Annotated in this window: 15 protein-coding genes; 9 read left to right on the plus strand and 6 right to left on the minus strand. The window is 72.6% G+C overall.

Annotated elements, in window-relative coordinates:
- Nucleotides 1-8 precede the first annotated feature (8 nt).
- Together ABZT06_RS27250 and ABZT06_RS27255 are read left to right on the plus strand one after the other, a co-directional pair.
- On the plus strand, nucleotides 9-782 hold the full coding sequence (locus ABZT06_RS27250; protein ID WP_355746135.1) for an MBL fold metallo-hydrolase: 774 nt from the start codon (nucleotides 9-11) through the stop codon (nucleotides 780-782).
- Nucleotides 779-1,393 (plus strand): VTT domain-containing protein, encoded by a 615-nt coding sequence (locus ABZT06_RS27255; RefSeq protein ID WP_355746138.1) that lies wholly within the window; start codon nucleotides 779-781, stop codon nucleotides 1,391-1,393. The genes ABZT06_RS27250 and ABZT06_RS27255 overlap by 4 nt, the downstream gene beginning before the upstream one ends.
- A gap of 12 nt (nucleotides 1,394-1,405) precedes the next feature.
- On the opposite strand, the gene ABZT06_RS27260 is transcribed toward ABZT06_RS27255, so the two are convergent.
- From ABZT06_RS27260 to ABZT06_RS27275, 4 genes are all read right to left on the minus strand, one after another.
- Nucleotides 1,406-2,461 carry an MBL fold metallo-hydrolase gene (locus ABZT06_RS27260; protein WP_355746141.1) on the minus strand — a complete coding sequence of 352 codons (1,056 nt, stop codon included), beginning with the start codon at nucleotides 2,459-2,461 and terminating at the stop codon, nucleotides 1,406-1,408.
- On the minus strand, nucleotides 2,458-3,696 hold the full coding sequence (locus ABZT06_RS27265; RefSeq protein ID WP_355746144.1) for an aminotransferase class I/II-fold pyridoxal phosphate-dependent enzyme: 1,239 nt from the start codon (nucleotides 3,694-3,696) through the stop codon (nucleotides 2,458-2,460). Before ABZT06_RS27265 ends, ABZT06_RS27260 begins: the two co-directional genes overlap by 4 nt.
- Nucleotides 3,697-3,852: 156 nt before the next feature.
- Nucleotides 3,853-4,629, minus strand: coding sequence for a hypothetical protein (locus tag ABZT06_RS27270; RefSeq protein ID WP_355746147.1), 777 nt, complete (start codon nucleotides 4,627-4,629; stop codon nucleotides 3,853-3,855).
- Nucleotides 4,630-4,837: 208 nt separating this feature from the next.
- Nucleotides 4,838-5,635, minus strand: coding sequence for an RNA polymerase sigma factor SigF (locus ABZT06_RS27275; RefSeq protein ID WP_355746150.1), 798 nt, complete (start codon nucleotides 5,633-5,635; stop codon nucleotides 4,838-4,840).
- A 244-nt stretch (nucleotides 5,636-5,879) separates the two neighbouring features.
- On the opposite strand from ABZT06_RS27275, the gene ABZT06_RS27280 reads away from it, so the two are divergent.
- From ABZT06_RS27280 to ABZT06_RS27295, 4 genes are all read left to right on the plus strand, one after another.
- Nucleotides 5,880-7,679 carry a thiamine pyrophosphate-requiring protein gene (locus ABZT06_RS27280; protein ID WP_355746153.1) on the plus strand — a complete coding sequence of 600 codons (1,800 nt, stop codon included), beginning with the start codon at nucleotides 5,880-5,882 and terminating at the stop codon, nucleotides 7,677-7,679.
- Nucleotides 7,680-7,928: 249 nt separating this feature from the next.
- The gene (locus ABZT06_RS27285) at nucleotides 7,929-8,315 is read left to right on the plus strand and encodes a DUF2795 domain-containing protein (protein WP_355746156.1); all 387 of its coding nucleotides are present in this window, start codon (nucleotides 7,929-7,931) and stop codon (nucleotides 8,313-8,315) included.
- Nucleotides 8,312-8,764 carry a CBS domain-containing protein gene (locus ABZT06_RS27290; RefSeq protein WP_355746159.1) on the plus strand — a complete coding sequence of 151 codons (453 nt, stop codon included), beginning with the start codon at nucleotides 8,312-8,314 and terminating at the stop codon, nucleotides 8,762-8,764. Before ABZT06_RS27285 ends, ABZT06_RS27290 begins: the two co-directional genes overlap by 4 nt.
- A 65-nt stretch (nucleotides 8,765-8,829) precedes the next feature.
- Nucleotides 8,830-9,372, plus strand: a complete 543-nt coding sequence (locus tag ABZT06_RS27295; protein WP_355746162.1) for a type 1 glutamine amidotransferase domain-containing protein — start codon at nucleotides 8,830-8,832, stop codon at nucleotides 9,370-9,372.
- 77 nt (nucleotides 9,373-9,449) lie between these two features.
- Here the strand turns inward: ABZT06_RS27295 and ABZT06_RS27300 are convergent, their stop codons facing one another.
- Nucleotides 9,450-9,731 carry a DUF6158 family protein gene (locus ABZT06_RS27300; RefSeq protein WP_355746165.1) on the minus strand — a complete coding sequence of 94 codons (282 nt, stop codon included), beginning with the start codon at nucleotides 9,729-9,731 and terminating at the stop codon, nucleotides 9,450-9,452.
- 65 nt (nucleotides 9,732-9,796) lie between these two features.
- On the opposite strand from ABZT06_RS27300, the gene ABZT06_RS27305 reads away from it, so the two are divergent.
- On the plus strand, nucleotides 9,797-10,900 hold the full coding sequence (locus ABZT06_RS27305; RefSeq protein WP_355746168.1) for a Vms1/Ankzf1 family peptidyl-tRNA hydrolase: 1,104 nt from the start codon (nucleotides 9,797-9,799) through the stop codon (nucleotides 10,898-10,900).
- Between the two features lie 30 nt (nucleotides 10,901-10,930).
- On the opposite strand, the gene ABZT06_RS27310 is transcribed toward ABZT06_RS27305, so the two are convergent.
- Nucleotides 10,931-12,553 (minus strand): ATP-binding cassette domain-containing protein, encoded by a 1,623-nt coding sequence (locus tag ABZT06_RS27310; protein WP_355746171.1) that lies wholly within the window; start codon nucleotides 12,551-12,553, stop codon nucleotides 10,931-10,933.
- Between the two features lie 168 nt (nucleotides 12,554-12,721).
- On the opposite strand from ABZT06_RS27310, the gene ABZT06_RS27315 reads away from it, so the two are divergent.
- Both ABZT06_RS27315 and ABZT06_RS27320 read left to right on the plus strand, forming a co-directional pair.
- On the plus strand, nucleotides 12,722-13,567 hold the full coding sequence (locus ABZT06_RS27315; protein ID WP_355746175.1) for a class I SAM-dependent methyltransferase: 846 nt from the start codon (nucleotides 12,722-12,724) through the stop codon (nucleotides 13,565-13,567).
- 42 nt (nucleotides 13,568-13,609) lie between these two features.
- Nucleotides 13,610-13,780 (plus strand): hydrophobic protein, encoded by a 171-nt coding sequence (locus ABZT06_RS27320; protein WP_355746178.1) that lies wholly within the window; start codon nucleotides 13,610-13,612, stop codon nucleotides 13,778-13,780.
- The last annotated feature ends 7 nt before the right edge of the window (nucleotides 13,781-13,787 follow it).

Consider the following 13,787-nt stretch of genomic DNA (forward strand, 5'->3'; position numbering starts at 1 on the left):
GCAAAGAGGTGCCGGTGGAGATCACCTGGTGGGGCCACGCCACCTGCACGGTCACGGATTCGGACGTACGTGTGCTCACCGACCCTCTGTTCACCCGCCGGCTCGCGCATCTGCGCCGGCGCCGCGGGGCGGTGCCCCCGCCGGACGCCTGGCGGGCGGACGTGGTCCTCGTCTCCCATCTGCACGCCGACCACCTGCACGTTCCCTCGCTGGCGCGGCTGGGGCCGGGCACGCGCCTGCTCGTGCCCCGGGGCGCACCACTCCAGGTGCCGGGGCTGCGCCGGCTCACCCATCTGCGGGTGGACGAGGTGGCGCCCGGCGACGAGCGGCGCGTCGGCGACCTGCTGATACGCGCGGTGCCCGCCTGGCACGACGGGCGGCGGCTGCCGCTGGGGCCGCACCGCTCCCCCGCGCTCGGTTACGTCGTCGAGGGCTCGGCGCGGACGTACTTCGCCGGGGACACCGGGCTGTTCGACGACATGGCCAAGGAGGTCGGCCCGGTCGACGTGGCGCTGTTGCCGGTCGGCGGGTGGGGGCCGTATCTCGGGGAGGGGCACCTCGACGCGGGGCGCGCGGCCCAGGCGCTGGCGCGGCTGGGGCCGCGCAGTGCGGTGCCGGTGCACTACGGGACGTACTGGCCGATCGGGATGGACGCAGTACGGCCGCACGAGTTCCACGCTCCGGGCGCGGAATTCGTGCGGCTGGCGGCTCGGTTCGCGCCCGCGGTGGACGTGCACCGGCTGGAGCACGGGGAGAGCGTGCGGCCGGAGGTCGCTCGGTGACGTGGCTCGCGACCGCCACCACGGGGGCGACGCCCGGGGCCGCCGGGCAGGCGATCGGGTATCCGACGTTGTTCCTGCTGGTGTTTCTGGGGGCGTTGATACCGGTGGTGCCTACGGGGGCGCTGGTGAGTTCGGCGGCCGTCGTGGCGTTTCACCGGACGGCGCCTCTCTCGATGCTGTTCGTGTTCGTCACCGCCTCCACCGCCGCGTTCCTCGGGGACATCACCCTGTACTGGCTGGGGCGGCGCGGGATGAAGTCGAAGAACGGCTCGCGGTGGCTGGAGGCGCTTCGGTCCCGGGCGCCGGAGGAGCGGCTCTCGCAGGCGCAGGGGAAGCTGGCCGACCATGGGGTGGCCGTCCTCGTGCTCTCCCGGCTGGTGCCGGCGGGGCGGATTCCCGTGATGCTGGCGTGCCTCATGGCCGAGTGGCCGTTGCGGCGGTTCGTGCGGGGGAATCTGCCGGCCTGTCTGGCGTGGGCCGTGACGTATCAGCTGATCGGGATTCTGGGCGGGTCGTTGTTCAAGGAGCCCTGGGAGGGTGTGCTGGCGGCGGTCGCGCTGACCGTGGCGATCAGCGCGGCGCCGAGTGTGTGGAAGCGGGTTCGGTCCTAGAGGCACCCGCTCCTAGGGGCGCTCCAGCACCCGTGAGCCTCCGATGGGCAGGTCCCACAGGTTCTCGCGGTCCAGGCCGGCCATCTCCCACGCCTCCCTGACCCTCGTCAACGGCTCCAGGACCGGTTCCGCCGACAGCACGAACGTCGCCCAGTGCATGGGGGCCATGCGACGGGCGCCCAGGTCCTGGGCGGCTCGCACCGCCTCCTCCGGGTCGCAGTGGACGTCGCTGAGCCACCAGCGGGGGTCGTAGGCGCCGATGGGGAGGAGAGCGAGGTCGATGCCGGGGTAGCGGTGGCCGATGCGGGAGAACCAGTGGCCGTAGCCCGTGTCGCCGGCGAAGTAGACGCGTTGGCCGTCCTCGGCCGTGAGGACCCAGCCGCCCCACAGGGTGCGGCAGGTGTCGGTGAGGGAGCGCTTGGACCAGTGGTGGGCGGGGACGAAGTCGAAGCGGACACCGTCCAGTTCGGCCGCCTCCCACCAGTCGAGTTCGGTCACCGCGGTGAAGCGGCGGCGGTGGAACCAGCGGGCCAGGCCTGCCGGGACGAAGACCGGGGTGTCGCGCGGGAGGCGGCGCAGGGTCGGGGCGTCCAGGTGGTCGTAGTGGTTGTGGCTGATGACGACCGCGTCGACGCGCGGCAGGGCCTCCCAGTCGATGCCGACCGGGGTGATGCGGGCCGGGGTGCCGAGGATGCGACGGGACCAGACGGGGTCGGTCAGGACGGTCAGGCCGCCGATCCGCACCACCCAACTCGCGTGTCCCGCCCAGGAAACGGCGATCGTGCGGGCGTCGACGGCAGGCAGCGGGGCGGGTGCGTAGGGCAGCCTCGGGATGTCGGCGAGGCCCTCCGGTCCTGGCCGTACGGCGCCTTCGCGGGCGAAGCGGGCCATGGCCTTCAGGCTGGGCAGCGGGGCGGTCAGCCGGTCATGGAAGGACTTCGGCCACGCTCTGCGCTCCCCCAGGGGGCGGGGTTCGGCGAGCGGCGGGGACGGCGGCACGAAGGAGGATGGGGTCACGGGCTCGTCGGCCACTCGCGTGCTCGTGGTCGACTCGGACTGCTGCGTCATCGAGGAGGCTCCCATCGCTGAGCGTCGTCGCGGAGGTCGTCGAAGACCGACTCCAGGGTGTTCAACGCGCGTTGCACATGTGGCAGTTCCAACGGCGCGGGTGACGTGAGGCATTCCGCGCGTTCCTCGTCCGAGCCGCCCAGCAGGGGGCCGGTGGACAGCCGTACGCGCAGCGCGCCGAGGTCGTCGCCGAAGCGGTGGCCGCCGGGTGCGGGCATGCCGAGCCGGGCGGTGAGCAAGTCCTCCAGGTCCTGGGCGTCGCCGACGCCCCGCGCGGTGAGCGCGGGGCGCAGGGGGCCTAGGTCGACGTAGAGATGGCGGCCGGCCCGCGGGGGCCGGCAGAGCGCTCCCGCGGCGACGACCACGGAGTGCGCGGCGGTGGCCACGCGCGCGTGGAGGTGTCCTACGGCGGCGCGGCGGGCGGTGACCGGCTCGGGCTCGGTGAGGGCGTGGGCGGCGGCCGCGGCGACGGGGGCGGCGATGTGGGCGCCGAGGGCGGTCAGGATGTCCAGCACGCGGGCACGCAGGCCGCCGCCGTTCGCCGGGAAGCGGGCGAAAGCGGCGGGCCAGCCGGTCGGGAGCAGGCTGCCGGCCAGGTCGGTGACGACGGTGACCCGGTCGGGCAGCATCTCGGCGGGGCTGAGCAGGACCGTCTCGTGCGGGGCGTGCACGGTGTCGCGCCAGGTCTCGTCGCTGACCAGGTGCAGGCCCTCCCCGGCCGCCGCCTCGACGGCCTCGTGCAGCACCTCGGGCGGGGCGACGGTGGCGGTGGGGTCGTCGGCCACGGACAGCACCAGCAGCCGTGGGTCACCGCCCTCGGCCCGCACCCGGCGCACGGTCTCCAGCAGGGCGTACGGATCCGGGACACCGCCGCACTCGGCGGGGGTCGCCACGTGGAAGACGGGCCTGCCCAGCAGGCGTGCGTAGGGCGCCCACCAGGCGGCGCAGGGACGGGGCACCAGGACGTCGCCGCCGAGGGCGGCGGTCAGGGCGAGCAGGAGGGCGGGGGCGCCGGGGGCGGCGACCATGTGGTCGGGTTCGGCGGGCAGGCCGCGCCGGGCCGCGTAGGCGCAGGCGGCCTCCAGGAGCGGGGTGCCGCCGCCGACCGGTTCGGCGCGGGAGCGAACGGCCGCGGCGGCGAGGACCGCGGTGAGTTCGGGCAGTACGGGCAGCCCGTCGTCGGGCAGCGGAGGGCCGTAGCGGACGGGGCCGTGGCCCTCCGGGTCGGTCCGCATGGTCACCTCCGTAAGGCGCTGTCCGGTGGCTCGTCCGGTCCGCCGTCTCGTCCCCCCGCGCCTGGCGCGTTTCTCGCGCTCCGAGTACCCACGGAGCCGCCCGCCCATGGGCGGGCGCGCGGGTTGCGCCTGTCACACGGACCTGAGGTTTCGATCTCAGACGTCCGTCGCGGGGGTCTTGCGGCGCAGCCGGTAGACGGCGCCCGCGGCGGCGCCCGCGATCAGGACGCCTCCGGTGACCAGGGCGGGCACCGAGTCGCTGAAGGAGCCGCCCTGCCCGGCGCGAACGGGGCTCTGGACGGCGGCGGGGTCGCAGCCGGCGGTCCGCGGCTCGGTCCGCGGCTCGGTGCCCGGCTCGGTGCCCGGCTCGGTCCGCGGCTCTGTGCCCGGCTCGGTGCGCGGCTCGGTCCGCGGCTCGGTCCGCGGCTCGGTCCGCGGCTCGGTCCATGGCTGAGTGTGCGGCTCGGTGCACGGGCGGTGGCTGGTGTCGGGGGTGGTACCGCGGGTGACGGTGAAGGTGGCGCTCCAGGCCTTGCCCGGCGCGCGGTCCGCGGTCGGGCAGGTGCCCTCGACGGTCCACGCGGAGTCCGGGCCGGCACCGCCGGCACCGTCCTGGAGTTCCTGGTCGGCGGAGATGCGCGCGGAGCCACTGTAGGCGGGCCCGGAGACCTTGTCGTCGTTGGCGGCGGGCACCAGCTGCAGCTTTACGGTCTGCGACTCGAATGCCTCCGAGGTGGCGTCGACGGTGGCGGGCGGCGTCCCGGTGCCGGGGTCGCAGGTGACGGACACGGTGACACTGCCGCCCGGCTGGACACTGGTGGGGCTGACCTCCGCGGCCGGTTCCGCGAAGGCGCTCGGCGCGGCGGCGCCCAGGGTGATCCCGAGCGCGGGGAGGACGACGGACAGGGCCCGGAGACGGGCGGTGCGGCGCATGGGGTGGACTCCTTCGGCCGACGGCTGCGGGGCCCGTCGTCTGGCGGCGGGGTCACGACGACTGGACCGTGGGCACGACGGTCGCGCCCACGGTCATCACAGCCCGGCCCTCCCCGTCCCGCGCGCGGCCGGAGGCCATTGGCGGGACGGGGAGGGCCGAGTGGGTGACGCCGGGCGCCGAAGGAGTCGTTCCTTCGGTGCGCTCCCGTCAGCCGGTGGCGTCGCGCATGATCTGCTCGCGCAGCCGTCCGCAGCAGCGGTTGATCAGCCGGGACACGTGCATCTGGGAGATGCCCAGCTGCTCGGCGATCCGGCTCTGGGTCATGTCGCCGAAGAAGCGCATGTACAGGATGGCGCGCTCCCGCTCGGGCAGGGCGGCCAGGCGGGGCTTGACGGACTCGCGGTCGACGACCGTGTCCAGGGCGGGATCGGCCGAGCCGAGGGCGTCGGCGAGCGAGTAGCCGTCCTGGCTGCCGGGCAGTTCGGCGTCGAGGGAGAGGGCGGTGAAGCTCTCCAGGGCCCCGAGGCCGACCAGGGCGTCCTCCTCGCTCATGTTCGCGTGCTCGGCGATCTCGGCGACGGTGGGCCTGCGTCCCGGGATGGTCTGGGCGAGGTCCTGGGAGGCGAAGCGGACGCGGTTGCGCAGGTCCTGGACCCGGCGCGGCACGTGCAGGGTCCACATGTGGTCGCGGAAGTGCCGCTTGATCTCGCCGGTGATGGTGGGGACGGCGTAGCTCTCGAAGGCGTTGCCGCGGGCGGGGTCGTAGCGGTCGACGGCCTTGACCAGGCCGAGGGCGGCGACCTGGCGCAGGTCGTCGAAGCTCTCGCCGCGGCTGCGGAAGCGTCCGGCGAGGCGGTCGGCCATGGGCAGCCAGGCCTCGACGATCCGTCCGCGCAGGGTGTCTCGTTCGGGTCCCGGGGGCAGCGCGGCGAGCCTGCGGAAGGCTTCGGCCGTGTCGGGTGCGTCGTCGTGCGGGTGGTGCTTCGCGCTCACTGGGGTGGGCATCAGCGTCGCAACTCCCTAGTCGTGCTCTGGGGCGGACGGTCGCCGTGGGGAGCGCGTCCGTGTGCGGACAGGCGCGGCCGTGGCGGCAGGTCGCCGCTCCCACGGACGGTGCCTCCGGTCCGAAGCACTGTGAGTGCGCCTGCCCCCGGCCCCGCGGGCCAAACACCGGGCCAGGTTTTCCGGAGGCGGGCAGGGTGACTCGTACGGCTGCTGCCTGTGCCATCCATGTCCGGGAGGTCAGCCCATGAGCACCAAGGTGTCCGATCACATCCTCGAGAGGCTGCGCGAGTGGGGGGTGGACCACGTCTTCGGCTATCCGGGCGACGGCATCAACGGCCTGCTGGCGGCCTGGGGCCGGGCCGGGAACCAGCCACGGTTCGTGCAGTCGCGGCACGAGGAGATGTCCGCGTTCGAGGCGGTCGGTTACGCCAAGTTCAGCGGGCGCATCGGAGTGTGCGCGGCGACCTCGGGGCCCGGCGCGATCCACCTGCTCAACGGGTTGTACGACGCGAAGCTGGACCATGTGCCGGTGCTGGCGATCGTCGGCCAGACGCACCGCACCGCGATGGGCGGGTCGTACCAGCAGGAGGTGGACCTGCACACCCTGTTCAAGGACGTCGCCTCGGAGTTCGTGGAGACGGTGACGGTCCCCGAGCAGCTGCCGAACGTCCTGGACCGGGCGATCCGTACCGCGTACGCCCGCCGCTGCCCCACCGCGATCATCGTCCCGGGCGACGTCCAGGAGCTCGACTACGCGGCGCCCACACACGAGTTCAAGATGGTGCCCTCCAGCCTGGACCGCAGCGCCTGGACGGCGGTGCCCTCCCAGGAGTCCCTGGAGCGGGCCGCGGGGATCCTCAACTCCGGTGCCAGGCCCGCCATCCTGATCGGCCAGGGCGCAGCCGGAGCGCGCGCCGAGGTGGAGCGGATCGCCGAACTGCTCGGCGCGGGCGTCGCCAAGGCGCTGCTCGGCAAGGACGCGCTGAGCGACGAACTCCCGTACGTCACCGGCTCGATCGGCCTGCTGGGCACCCGCCCGTCCTACGAACTCATGCGGGACTGCGACACCCTGCTGACCATCGGCTCGTCGTTCCCGTACACGCAGTTCCTGCCGGAGTTCGGCAAGGCGCGGGGCGTGCAGATCGACATCGACCCGCACATGGTCGGCATGCGCTATCCGTACGAGGTGAACCTCGTCGGTGACGCGAAGGCGACGCTCCAGCGGCTGATCCCGATGCTGGACGTGGAGCGCGACGGGCGCGAGTGGTACGACACGGTGTGCGGCAACGTCACACGCTGGCGTGAGGTGATGGAGCGGCGGGCGCTGCAGTCCGCCGACCCCATCAACCCCGAGTACGTGGCCCACGCCCTCGATCCGCTGCTGCCCGACAACGCGATCGTCACCTCCGACTCCGGCTCCACCGCCAACTGGTACGCCCGGCACCTGACCATGCGGCCCGGAATGCGTTCGTCGCTGTCCGGCACGCTGGCGACGATGGGCCCCGGGGTGCCGTACGCCATCGGCGCGAAGTTCGCGCATCCGGACCGGCCGGCGATCGCGCTGGTCGGGGACGGGGCGATGCAGATGAACGGCATGGCCGAGCTGATCACCGCGGCCAAGTACCGGGAGCTGTGGGAGGATCCGCGGCTGATCGTCGCCATCTGGAACAACCACGACCTCAACCAGGTCACGTGGGAGATGCGGGCCATGGAGGGCGCCCCGTCGTTCCTGCCCTCGCAAGCGCTCCCGGACGTGCAGTACGCCGCGTTCGCCCGCTCCCTCGGTCTGACCGGGATCCGGGTGGAGAAGCCGGAGGACGTCGAGGCGGCCTGGCGGGCCGGTCTTCAGGCGGACGGGCCCGCGGTCCTGGAGTTCCTCACCGACCCCGCCGTACCGCCGATCCCGCCGCACGCCACCTGGGAGCAGATGGAGGCCACGGCCGCGTCGGTCCTCAAGGGCGACGCGGACGCGGCGTCCGTGGTGAAGCAGGGTTTCAAGGCGAAGGTGCAGGAGTTCCTGCCGGGGCGGGAGAAGCAGCCGTAGGGAGGGCGGCCGGTTCGTGCCGGTCGCCCTTCGGCTCGGGGAGCATCAGTTCCTCGTACCGGCCGAGCGCGAGCACCGCGGCGAGCATGAGGATCGGTATGAGCGCGGCGAGGACGACCATCGCCATGTCCTTCCCAAGGGAGGTGCGCGGGGGGTTGGGCCCGGGTCTCCCGACTTCGGTCCGGCAAACGCCGTGTCGGCCTCCGGTGCACGGGTACGCGGTGCGGACCCGAAGATCTGGAGCAGGAAATGCAGCGAGGCAGCGACCGGCTGAGCCGCCACCGCGACGACGAGATGAAGCACGAACTCCAGGGTCTGCTCCGTTCCGGGCATCCCACCCGGAGCGAGGAGTGGAACGACCCGGAGCCGACCGCGGACGACGATCCGCAGGTCTGGGGCGGGCCCGTGGCGCCGGGCAGCGACGGGGCGTCGCTGGAGACCGTGCGCCTGGAACTGGCCCGGCTCCTGGGCCGCAGTTCGTTCCCCGCCACTCCCGTGGAGCTGGTGCGGGTGCTGCACCGCAAGAACGCCCCCGACGTCCTCACCGAGGCGGTGGAGCGACTGCCGCGCAAGGAGAACTACGTCAACGTCCAGGAGCTCGCGCGGGCACTGACCCGGACGGAGGGCACCCCGTGACGGCGGAGCTCGTGCGGGACGTGATGACGCCCGGTGTGGTGGCCGTCCGCCCGGACGCCTCGCTGGTCGAGGCGGCGCGGCTGATGCGCGCGCAGGACATCGGTGACGTCGTCGTGGCCGACGGTCAGCACGTGGTGGGGCTGCTCACCGACCGGGACATCACGGTCCGGGCCGTCGCCGACGGGGCCGATCCGCTGACGGTGAGCGCCCAGTCGGTGTGCACGCCGGATCCGCTGACTGTCGCCCCCGGCGACCCGGTGACGCAGGCGGTCGCGCTGATGCGGGCCCACGCCGTACGGCGGCTGCCGGTCGTCGAGGACGGCCTGCCCGTCGGCATGGTGAGTCTCGGGGACATCGCCGAGGCCCGGGATCCGGGTTCGGCGCTTGCCGACATCAGCAGCGCGGAACCCGACGTGGAACCCGCGAGCGACGGACGGGACCTCATATGAGCCGGGGGTCGCCGATCCGGGGACGTACCAGCGAAGAGCTTTCCAGGAAAGGACGTTGAATCATCATGCGCATCGCGTTTCTGACCGCACCCGAGGGCGTCGAGCAGGTCGAGCTCACCGATCCGTGGCAGGCGGCGGTGGACGCGGGGCACGAACCCGTGCTCGTCTCGACCGAGCCCGGCAAGATCCAGGCGTTCAACCATCTCGACAAGGCGGACACCTTCCCCGTGCAGGAGGTCGTGGGCGAGGCGTCCGCGGACTCCTTCGGCGGGCTCGTGCTGCCCGGTGGGGTGGCCAACCCGGACTTCCTGCGGACGGACGAGAAGGCGGTGGCGTTCGTCGCGGACTTCTTCGGCCAGGGCAAGCCCGTCGCCGCGATCTGCCACGCCCCCTGGACGCTGGTCGAGGCGGACGTCGTACGGGACCGGGTGCTCACCTCCTGGCCGAGCCTCGAGACGGACATCCGCAACGCGGGCGGCACCTGGGTCGACGAGCAGGTGAAGGTCTGCGACCACGGGAACAACAAGCTGGTCACCAGCCGCAAGCCGGACGACCTCAAGGCGTTCTGCGAGACGTTCCTCGACGTGTTCGCGAAGGAAGCCGCCTAGGCGGACTTCCGCGCACCACCGGGTGGCCTGCTGATCGTGTGATCGGCAGGTCACCGTCTGCTGCGGGGGTTCCCCGGTCAGTCCAGCGCCGGTGTGGCCGACTCCCCCGGCCTGCGCTCCCGCGCGCCCTCACGTGTGCGGCCCGCGGCCACCGTCCGGCGCGGGTTGCGGCGCAGATACTCGCCTTCCAGTCGGGCCATGCGCTCGTTGTGGGCGCTGAGGGCGTCGTTCGAGCCGTGGAGCAGCGTTTCGTGCCGGGTGCGATGGATCGTCTCCAGCTCTTTCATGAGCTGGTGGTCGTCCAACTGGCTGGGGTCGACTCCGGTCATGGTGGTGTCCCGCTCGTCGTGTTCGTTCATGTGCTTCGGGTACCCGCCCCGCAAGCATTACCGCACTGCCCCCGAGCGGCATCCGGGAGGGAACCATGGATCTCGCTTTCCTGCACCCACTCTACGAACATCCGGGCCCCTGGGCCTCCGTGTACGTCGGCTCCCCGCGCCCCACGGAGGACACGTCCCACGAACGGCACCTCGCGGCGGTCGCGGTCGCCCGCGAGCTGTCCACGCAGGGGGCCGACGAGGAGACCTGCGTGGCCGTGCGGGAGGCGCTGGAGGAACTGCGGCACTCGTCCGAACCGCACGGCCGGGCCGTCTTCGCGCGGGCCGGCGAGGTCGTCCTGGACCCGGCGCTGACCAGGTCCCCCGAGGGCAGCCTGGTCCGCTGGGCCCCGCTGCCGCACACCGCGCCCCTCCTGGAGCTGGCCGGCGAGGACCCGGTGTGCGTGGTGGCGTACGTCGACCGCAAGGGCGCCGACTTCGAGCTGCGCGGGGCGCTGGGCCGCAAGGGCGCCGGGTCGGTCGCCGGCAGGCAGTGGCCCGTCCACCGGACGAGCAGCGCGGACTGGTCGGAGCGGCACTTCCAGCTGCGGGTGGAGAACACCTGGGAGCACAACGCGGCCGAGATCGCCGACGCGCTCGCCGTGTGCCAGGAGGAGACCGGCGCCGACCTGCTGATCCTGGTCGGTGACGACCGGGAGAAGCGGTCGGTGCACGAGCGGCTGCCGAAGCGGCTGCACGGCCGGGTCGTGGAGGCCGAGCACGGCGCCGGGAGCCGGTTGCTCGACGAGGACGTGGAGCGGGCCCGCGGCGAGCACGTGCGGCAGCGCGCGGAGCGGGAGCTGGAACGGTTCCTCGCGGCCCGCGCATCGGGCGACGACGGCCGCCCGGGGGCCGTGGAAGGCGTTCCCGCGCTGGTCGAGGCCGCGCGTGAGCACCGTATCGACGAGCTGCTGATCCGCCCGGACGGACCCGACGCGCACCGCGTGGTGTGGGTCGGCGAGGACCCGGACCAGCTGGCGGTCCGCCGAACGGATCTGAAGATCCTCGGTGAGCAGAACTCCTGGTCGGCCCGCGCGGACGACGCGCTGATCAGGTCGGTGGTGGCGACGGGCGCTCCGGCGCTCTCGGTGACCCCGGTGGCCGAGGAGGTCCCGGTGGGCGGCCTGGGCGCCCTGCTGCGCTGGGCCTGAGGGGCTTCGGGCGGGCCCGGTGACCTGCGGTCACCGGGCCCTTTCCACGCGTCGTTCGTCCCACACCGGCTCCGGCGTCTCGCGCACCCGGCCGTCCGAGCCGAAGACCAGGAACCGGTCGAAGGACCGCGCGAACCAGCGGTCGTGGGTGACGGCGAGGACCGTGCCGTCGAAGGCCTCCAGTCCCTCCTGGAGGGCCTCCGCGCTCTCCAGGTCGAGGTTGTCCGTAGGCTCGTCCAGGAGCAGCGCGGTGACCCCCTGGAGCTCCAGGAGGAGGATCTGGAAGCGGGCCTGCTGGCCGCCGGAGAGCCGGTCGAAGCTCTGCTCGGCCTGGCCGGTCAGTTCGTAGCGGCGCAGCCGGGACATCGCGGCGCCCCGGTCCTGGGCGTGCTCCTTCCAGAGGATGTCGAGGAGAGTGCGGCCGAAGAGCTCGGGGTGGGCGTGCGTCTGCGCGAAGTGGCCGGGCACGACCCGCGCCCCGAGCTTCCACTGCCCCGTGTGCGCCACGGTGGCGTCCCCCGCCAGCAGCCGCAGGAAGTGCGACTTGCCGGAGCCGTTGGAGCCGAGGACGGCGACGCGTTCGCCGTAGAAGACCTCCAGGTCGAAGGGCTTCATCAGGCCGGTCAGTTCGAGTCCCGTACAGGTGACGGCCCTTACGCCGGTGCGGCCGCCCTTGAGCCGCATGGTGATGTCCTGCTCGCGGGGCGGCTCGGGCGGCGGCCCTGCCTCCTCGAACTTGCGCAGGCGGGTCTGGGCGGCCTGGTAGCGGGAGGACAGCTCATGGCTGATGCTGGCCGCCTGGCGGAGGTTCAGCACCAGCTTCTTCAGCTGCGCGTGCTTCTCGTCCCAGCGTCGGCGCAGTTCCTCGAAGCGGGCGAAGCGTTCACGCCGCGCCTCGTGATAGGTGGCGAAACCGCCACCGTGCACCCAGGCGTCCGCACCGGCGGGCGAGGGCTCCACCGAGACGATCCGCTCGGCGGCGCGCGAGAGCAGTTCCCGGTCGTGGGAGACGAACAGGACCGTCTTGCGGGTCTCCCCCAGCCGCTCCTCCAGCCAGCGCTTGCCGGGCACGTCGAGGTAGTTGTCCGGCTCGTCGAGCAGCAGCACCTCGTCCGTGCCACGCAGCAGCGCCTCCAGCACGAGCCGCTTCTGCTCACCGCCCGACATGGTCCGCACCTGCCGGAACTGCGCCTTGTCGTACGGCACCCCGAGCGCGGCCATGGTGCACATGTCCCACAGCGTCTCGGACTCGTACCCGCGCACCTCGGCCCAGTCGGACAGGGCCTGCGCGTACTTCAGCTGGGCGGCCTCGTCGTCGACGGTCATGATCAGGTGCTCGGCCCTGTCGACGGCCTGCGCGGCCTCCCGGATCCGGGGCGGCGCAACCGACACGAGCAGGTCCCGTACGGTCGTCTCGTCCCGTACGGAGCCCACGAACTGGCGCATCACCCCCAGTCCGCCGCTCACCGTGACCGTCCCGCCGTGCGGCTTCAGCTCACCGGAGATCAGCCGCAGCAGGGTCGTCTTCCCGGCCCCGTTGGGCCCGACGAGGGCCACCACGGCCCCTTCCCCCACCCGGAACGACACATCGCCGAGCAGCGCCCTCCCGTCGGGGAGGTAGTACTCGAGATGTGCGGCTTCCAGATGTCCCATGGGGCGCATTGTCGGTGGGGGAGCAGGACCTGGGCAAACCCATATCTCTCGGCGCCTGGACGGGTGACCGCATCGTGAGTCCACATGGTGATACGGGGGTCTCACCATGCGACACGCGGGCGTACGGTTCTGCGTACCGACGGATGTGTCGAAAAGGGGAGCTCAGTCATGTCGACATCGCAGGGAACGCCGCGGGAGAAGCCGCAGGAGACCGCCGTCTACACGCACGGTCACCACGAGTCCGTGCTGCGCTCGCACACCTGGCGCACCGCCGCCAACTCGGCGGCCTACCTGCTCGGTTCACTGAAGCCCCACATGAAGATCCTGGACATCGGGTGCGGGCCGGGCACGATCACCGCCGATCTCGCGGCGCTGGTCCCGGACGGCCGGGTCACCGGGGTCGACCAGGCGCCCGGCATCCTGGACCAGGCCCGTGCCACGGCCGCCGCACGCGGTCTGACGAACGTCGACTTCGCGGTCGCCGACGTGCACGCCCTGGACTTCCCGGACGACACCTTCTGCGTGGTCCACGCCCACCAGGTGCTCCAGCACGTCGGGGACCCGGTGCAGGCCCTGCGCGAGATGAGGCGGGTCACCAAGCCGGGCGGCTTCATCGCGGTGCGCGACGGGGACTACGCGGCCATGACCTGGTACCCGGCGTCCGCGGGGCTGGACGACTGGCTGGACCTGTACCGCCGGGTGGCCCGCGCCAACGGCGGCGAGCCGGACGCCGGCCGGCGGCTGAAGTCCTGGGCACTGCGGGCCGGCCTGACGGACATCACCGCGAGCTCCGGCACCTGGACCTACTCCACCGCCGAGGAGCGGGAGTGGTGGAGCGGGCTGTGGGCGGACCGCACCCTGGCCTCGGCGTACGCGGAGCGGGCCACCGAAGGCGGCCACGCCACCGTGGAGCAGCTGCAGGACATCTCGGACGCCTGGCGGGAGTGGGGCAGGCAGGACGACGGCTGGTTCTGTGTACTGCACGGAGAAATTCTGTGCCGAAAGGGCGCCTGAATCTTCATTCCCGGGTTACTCGAACGGCAGGAGGTTCACATTATGGTTGCCATTCTGCTGGTGCTGCTTCTGGCGTTGATTCTGTTCGGCGCCGGATTCGCGGTGAAGATTCTCTGGTGGATCGCACTGGCCGTGCTGGTGCTATGGCTCCTGGGGTTCCTGGTACGCGGGACGACAGCGGGCGGAAGCCGGGGTCGTTGGTACAGGTGGTGACCTTCCC

Source organism: Streptomyces sp. NPDC005483 (assembly GCF_040606035.1).
Classification (GTDB): domain Bacteria; phylum Actinomycetota; class Actinomycetes; order Streptomycetales; family Streptomycetaceae; genus Streptomyces.

What these genes read in the sequence shown, in the direction of transcription:
- ABZT06_RS27260 (WP_355746141.1), bottom strand. Translation starts at nt 2,461, where the DNA reads ATGACGCAGCAGTCCGAGTCGACCACGAGCACGCGAGTGGCCGACGAG.
- ABZT06_RS27265 (WP_355746144.1), bottom strand. Translation starts at nt 3,696, where the DNA reads ATGCGGACCGACCCGGAGGGCCACGGCCCCGTCCGCTACGGCCCTCCG.
- ABZT06_RS27270 (WP_355746147.1), bottom strand. Translation starts at nt 4,629, where the DNA reads ATGCGCCGCACCGCCCGTCTCCGGGCCCTGTCCGTCGTCCTCCCCGCG.
- ABZT06_RS27275 (WP_355746150.1), bottom strand. Translation starts at nt 5,635, where the DNA reads ATGCCCACCCCAGTGAGCGCGAAGCACCACCCGCACGACGACGCACCC.
- ABZT06_RS27280 (WP_355746153.1), top strand. Translation starts at nt 5,880, where the DNA reads ATGAGCACCAAGGTGTCCGATCACATCCTCGAGAGGCTGCGCGAGTGG.
- ABZT06_RS27285 (WP_355746156.1), top strand. Translation starts at nt 7,929, where the DNA reads ATGCAGCGAGGCAGCGACCGGCTGAGCCGCCACCGCGACGACGAGATG.
- ABZT06_RS27295 (WP_355746162.1), top strand. Translation starts at nt 8,830, where the DNA reads ATGCGCATCGCGTTTCTGACCGCACCCGAGGGCGTCGAGCAGGTCGAG.
- ABZT06_RS27300 (WP_355746165.1), bottom strand. Translation starts at nt 9,731, where the DNA reads ATGAACGAACACGACGAGCGGGACACCACCATGACCGGAGTCGACCCC.
- ABZT06_RS27305 (WP_355746168.1), top strand. Translation starts at nt 9,797, where the DNA reads ATGGATCTCGCTTTCCTGCACCCACTCTACGAACATCCGGGCCCCTGG.
- ABZT06_RS27310 (WP_355746171.1), bottom strand. Translation starts at nt 12,553, where the DNA reads ATGGGACATCTGGAAGCCGCACATCTCGAGTACTACCTCCCCGACGGG.
- ABZT06_RS27315 (WP_355746175.1), top strand. Translation starts at nt 12,722, where the DNA reads ATGTCGACATCGCAGGGAACGCCGCGGGAGAAGCCGCAGGAGACCGCC.
- ABZT06_RS27320 (WP_355746178.1), top strand. Translation starts at nt 13,610, where the DNA reads ATGGTTGCCATTCTGCTGGTGCTGCTTCTGGCGTTGATTCTGTTCGGC.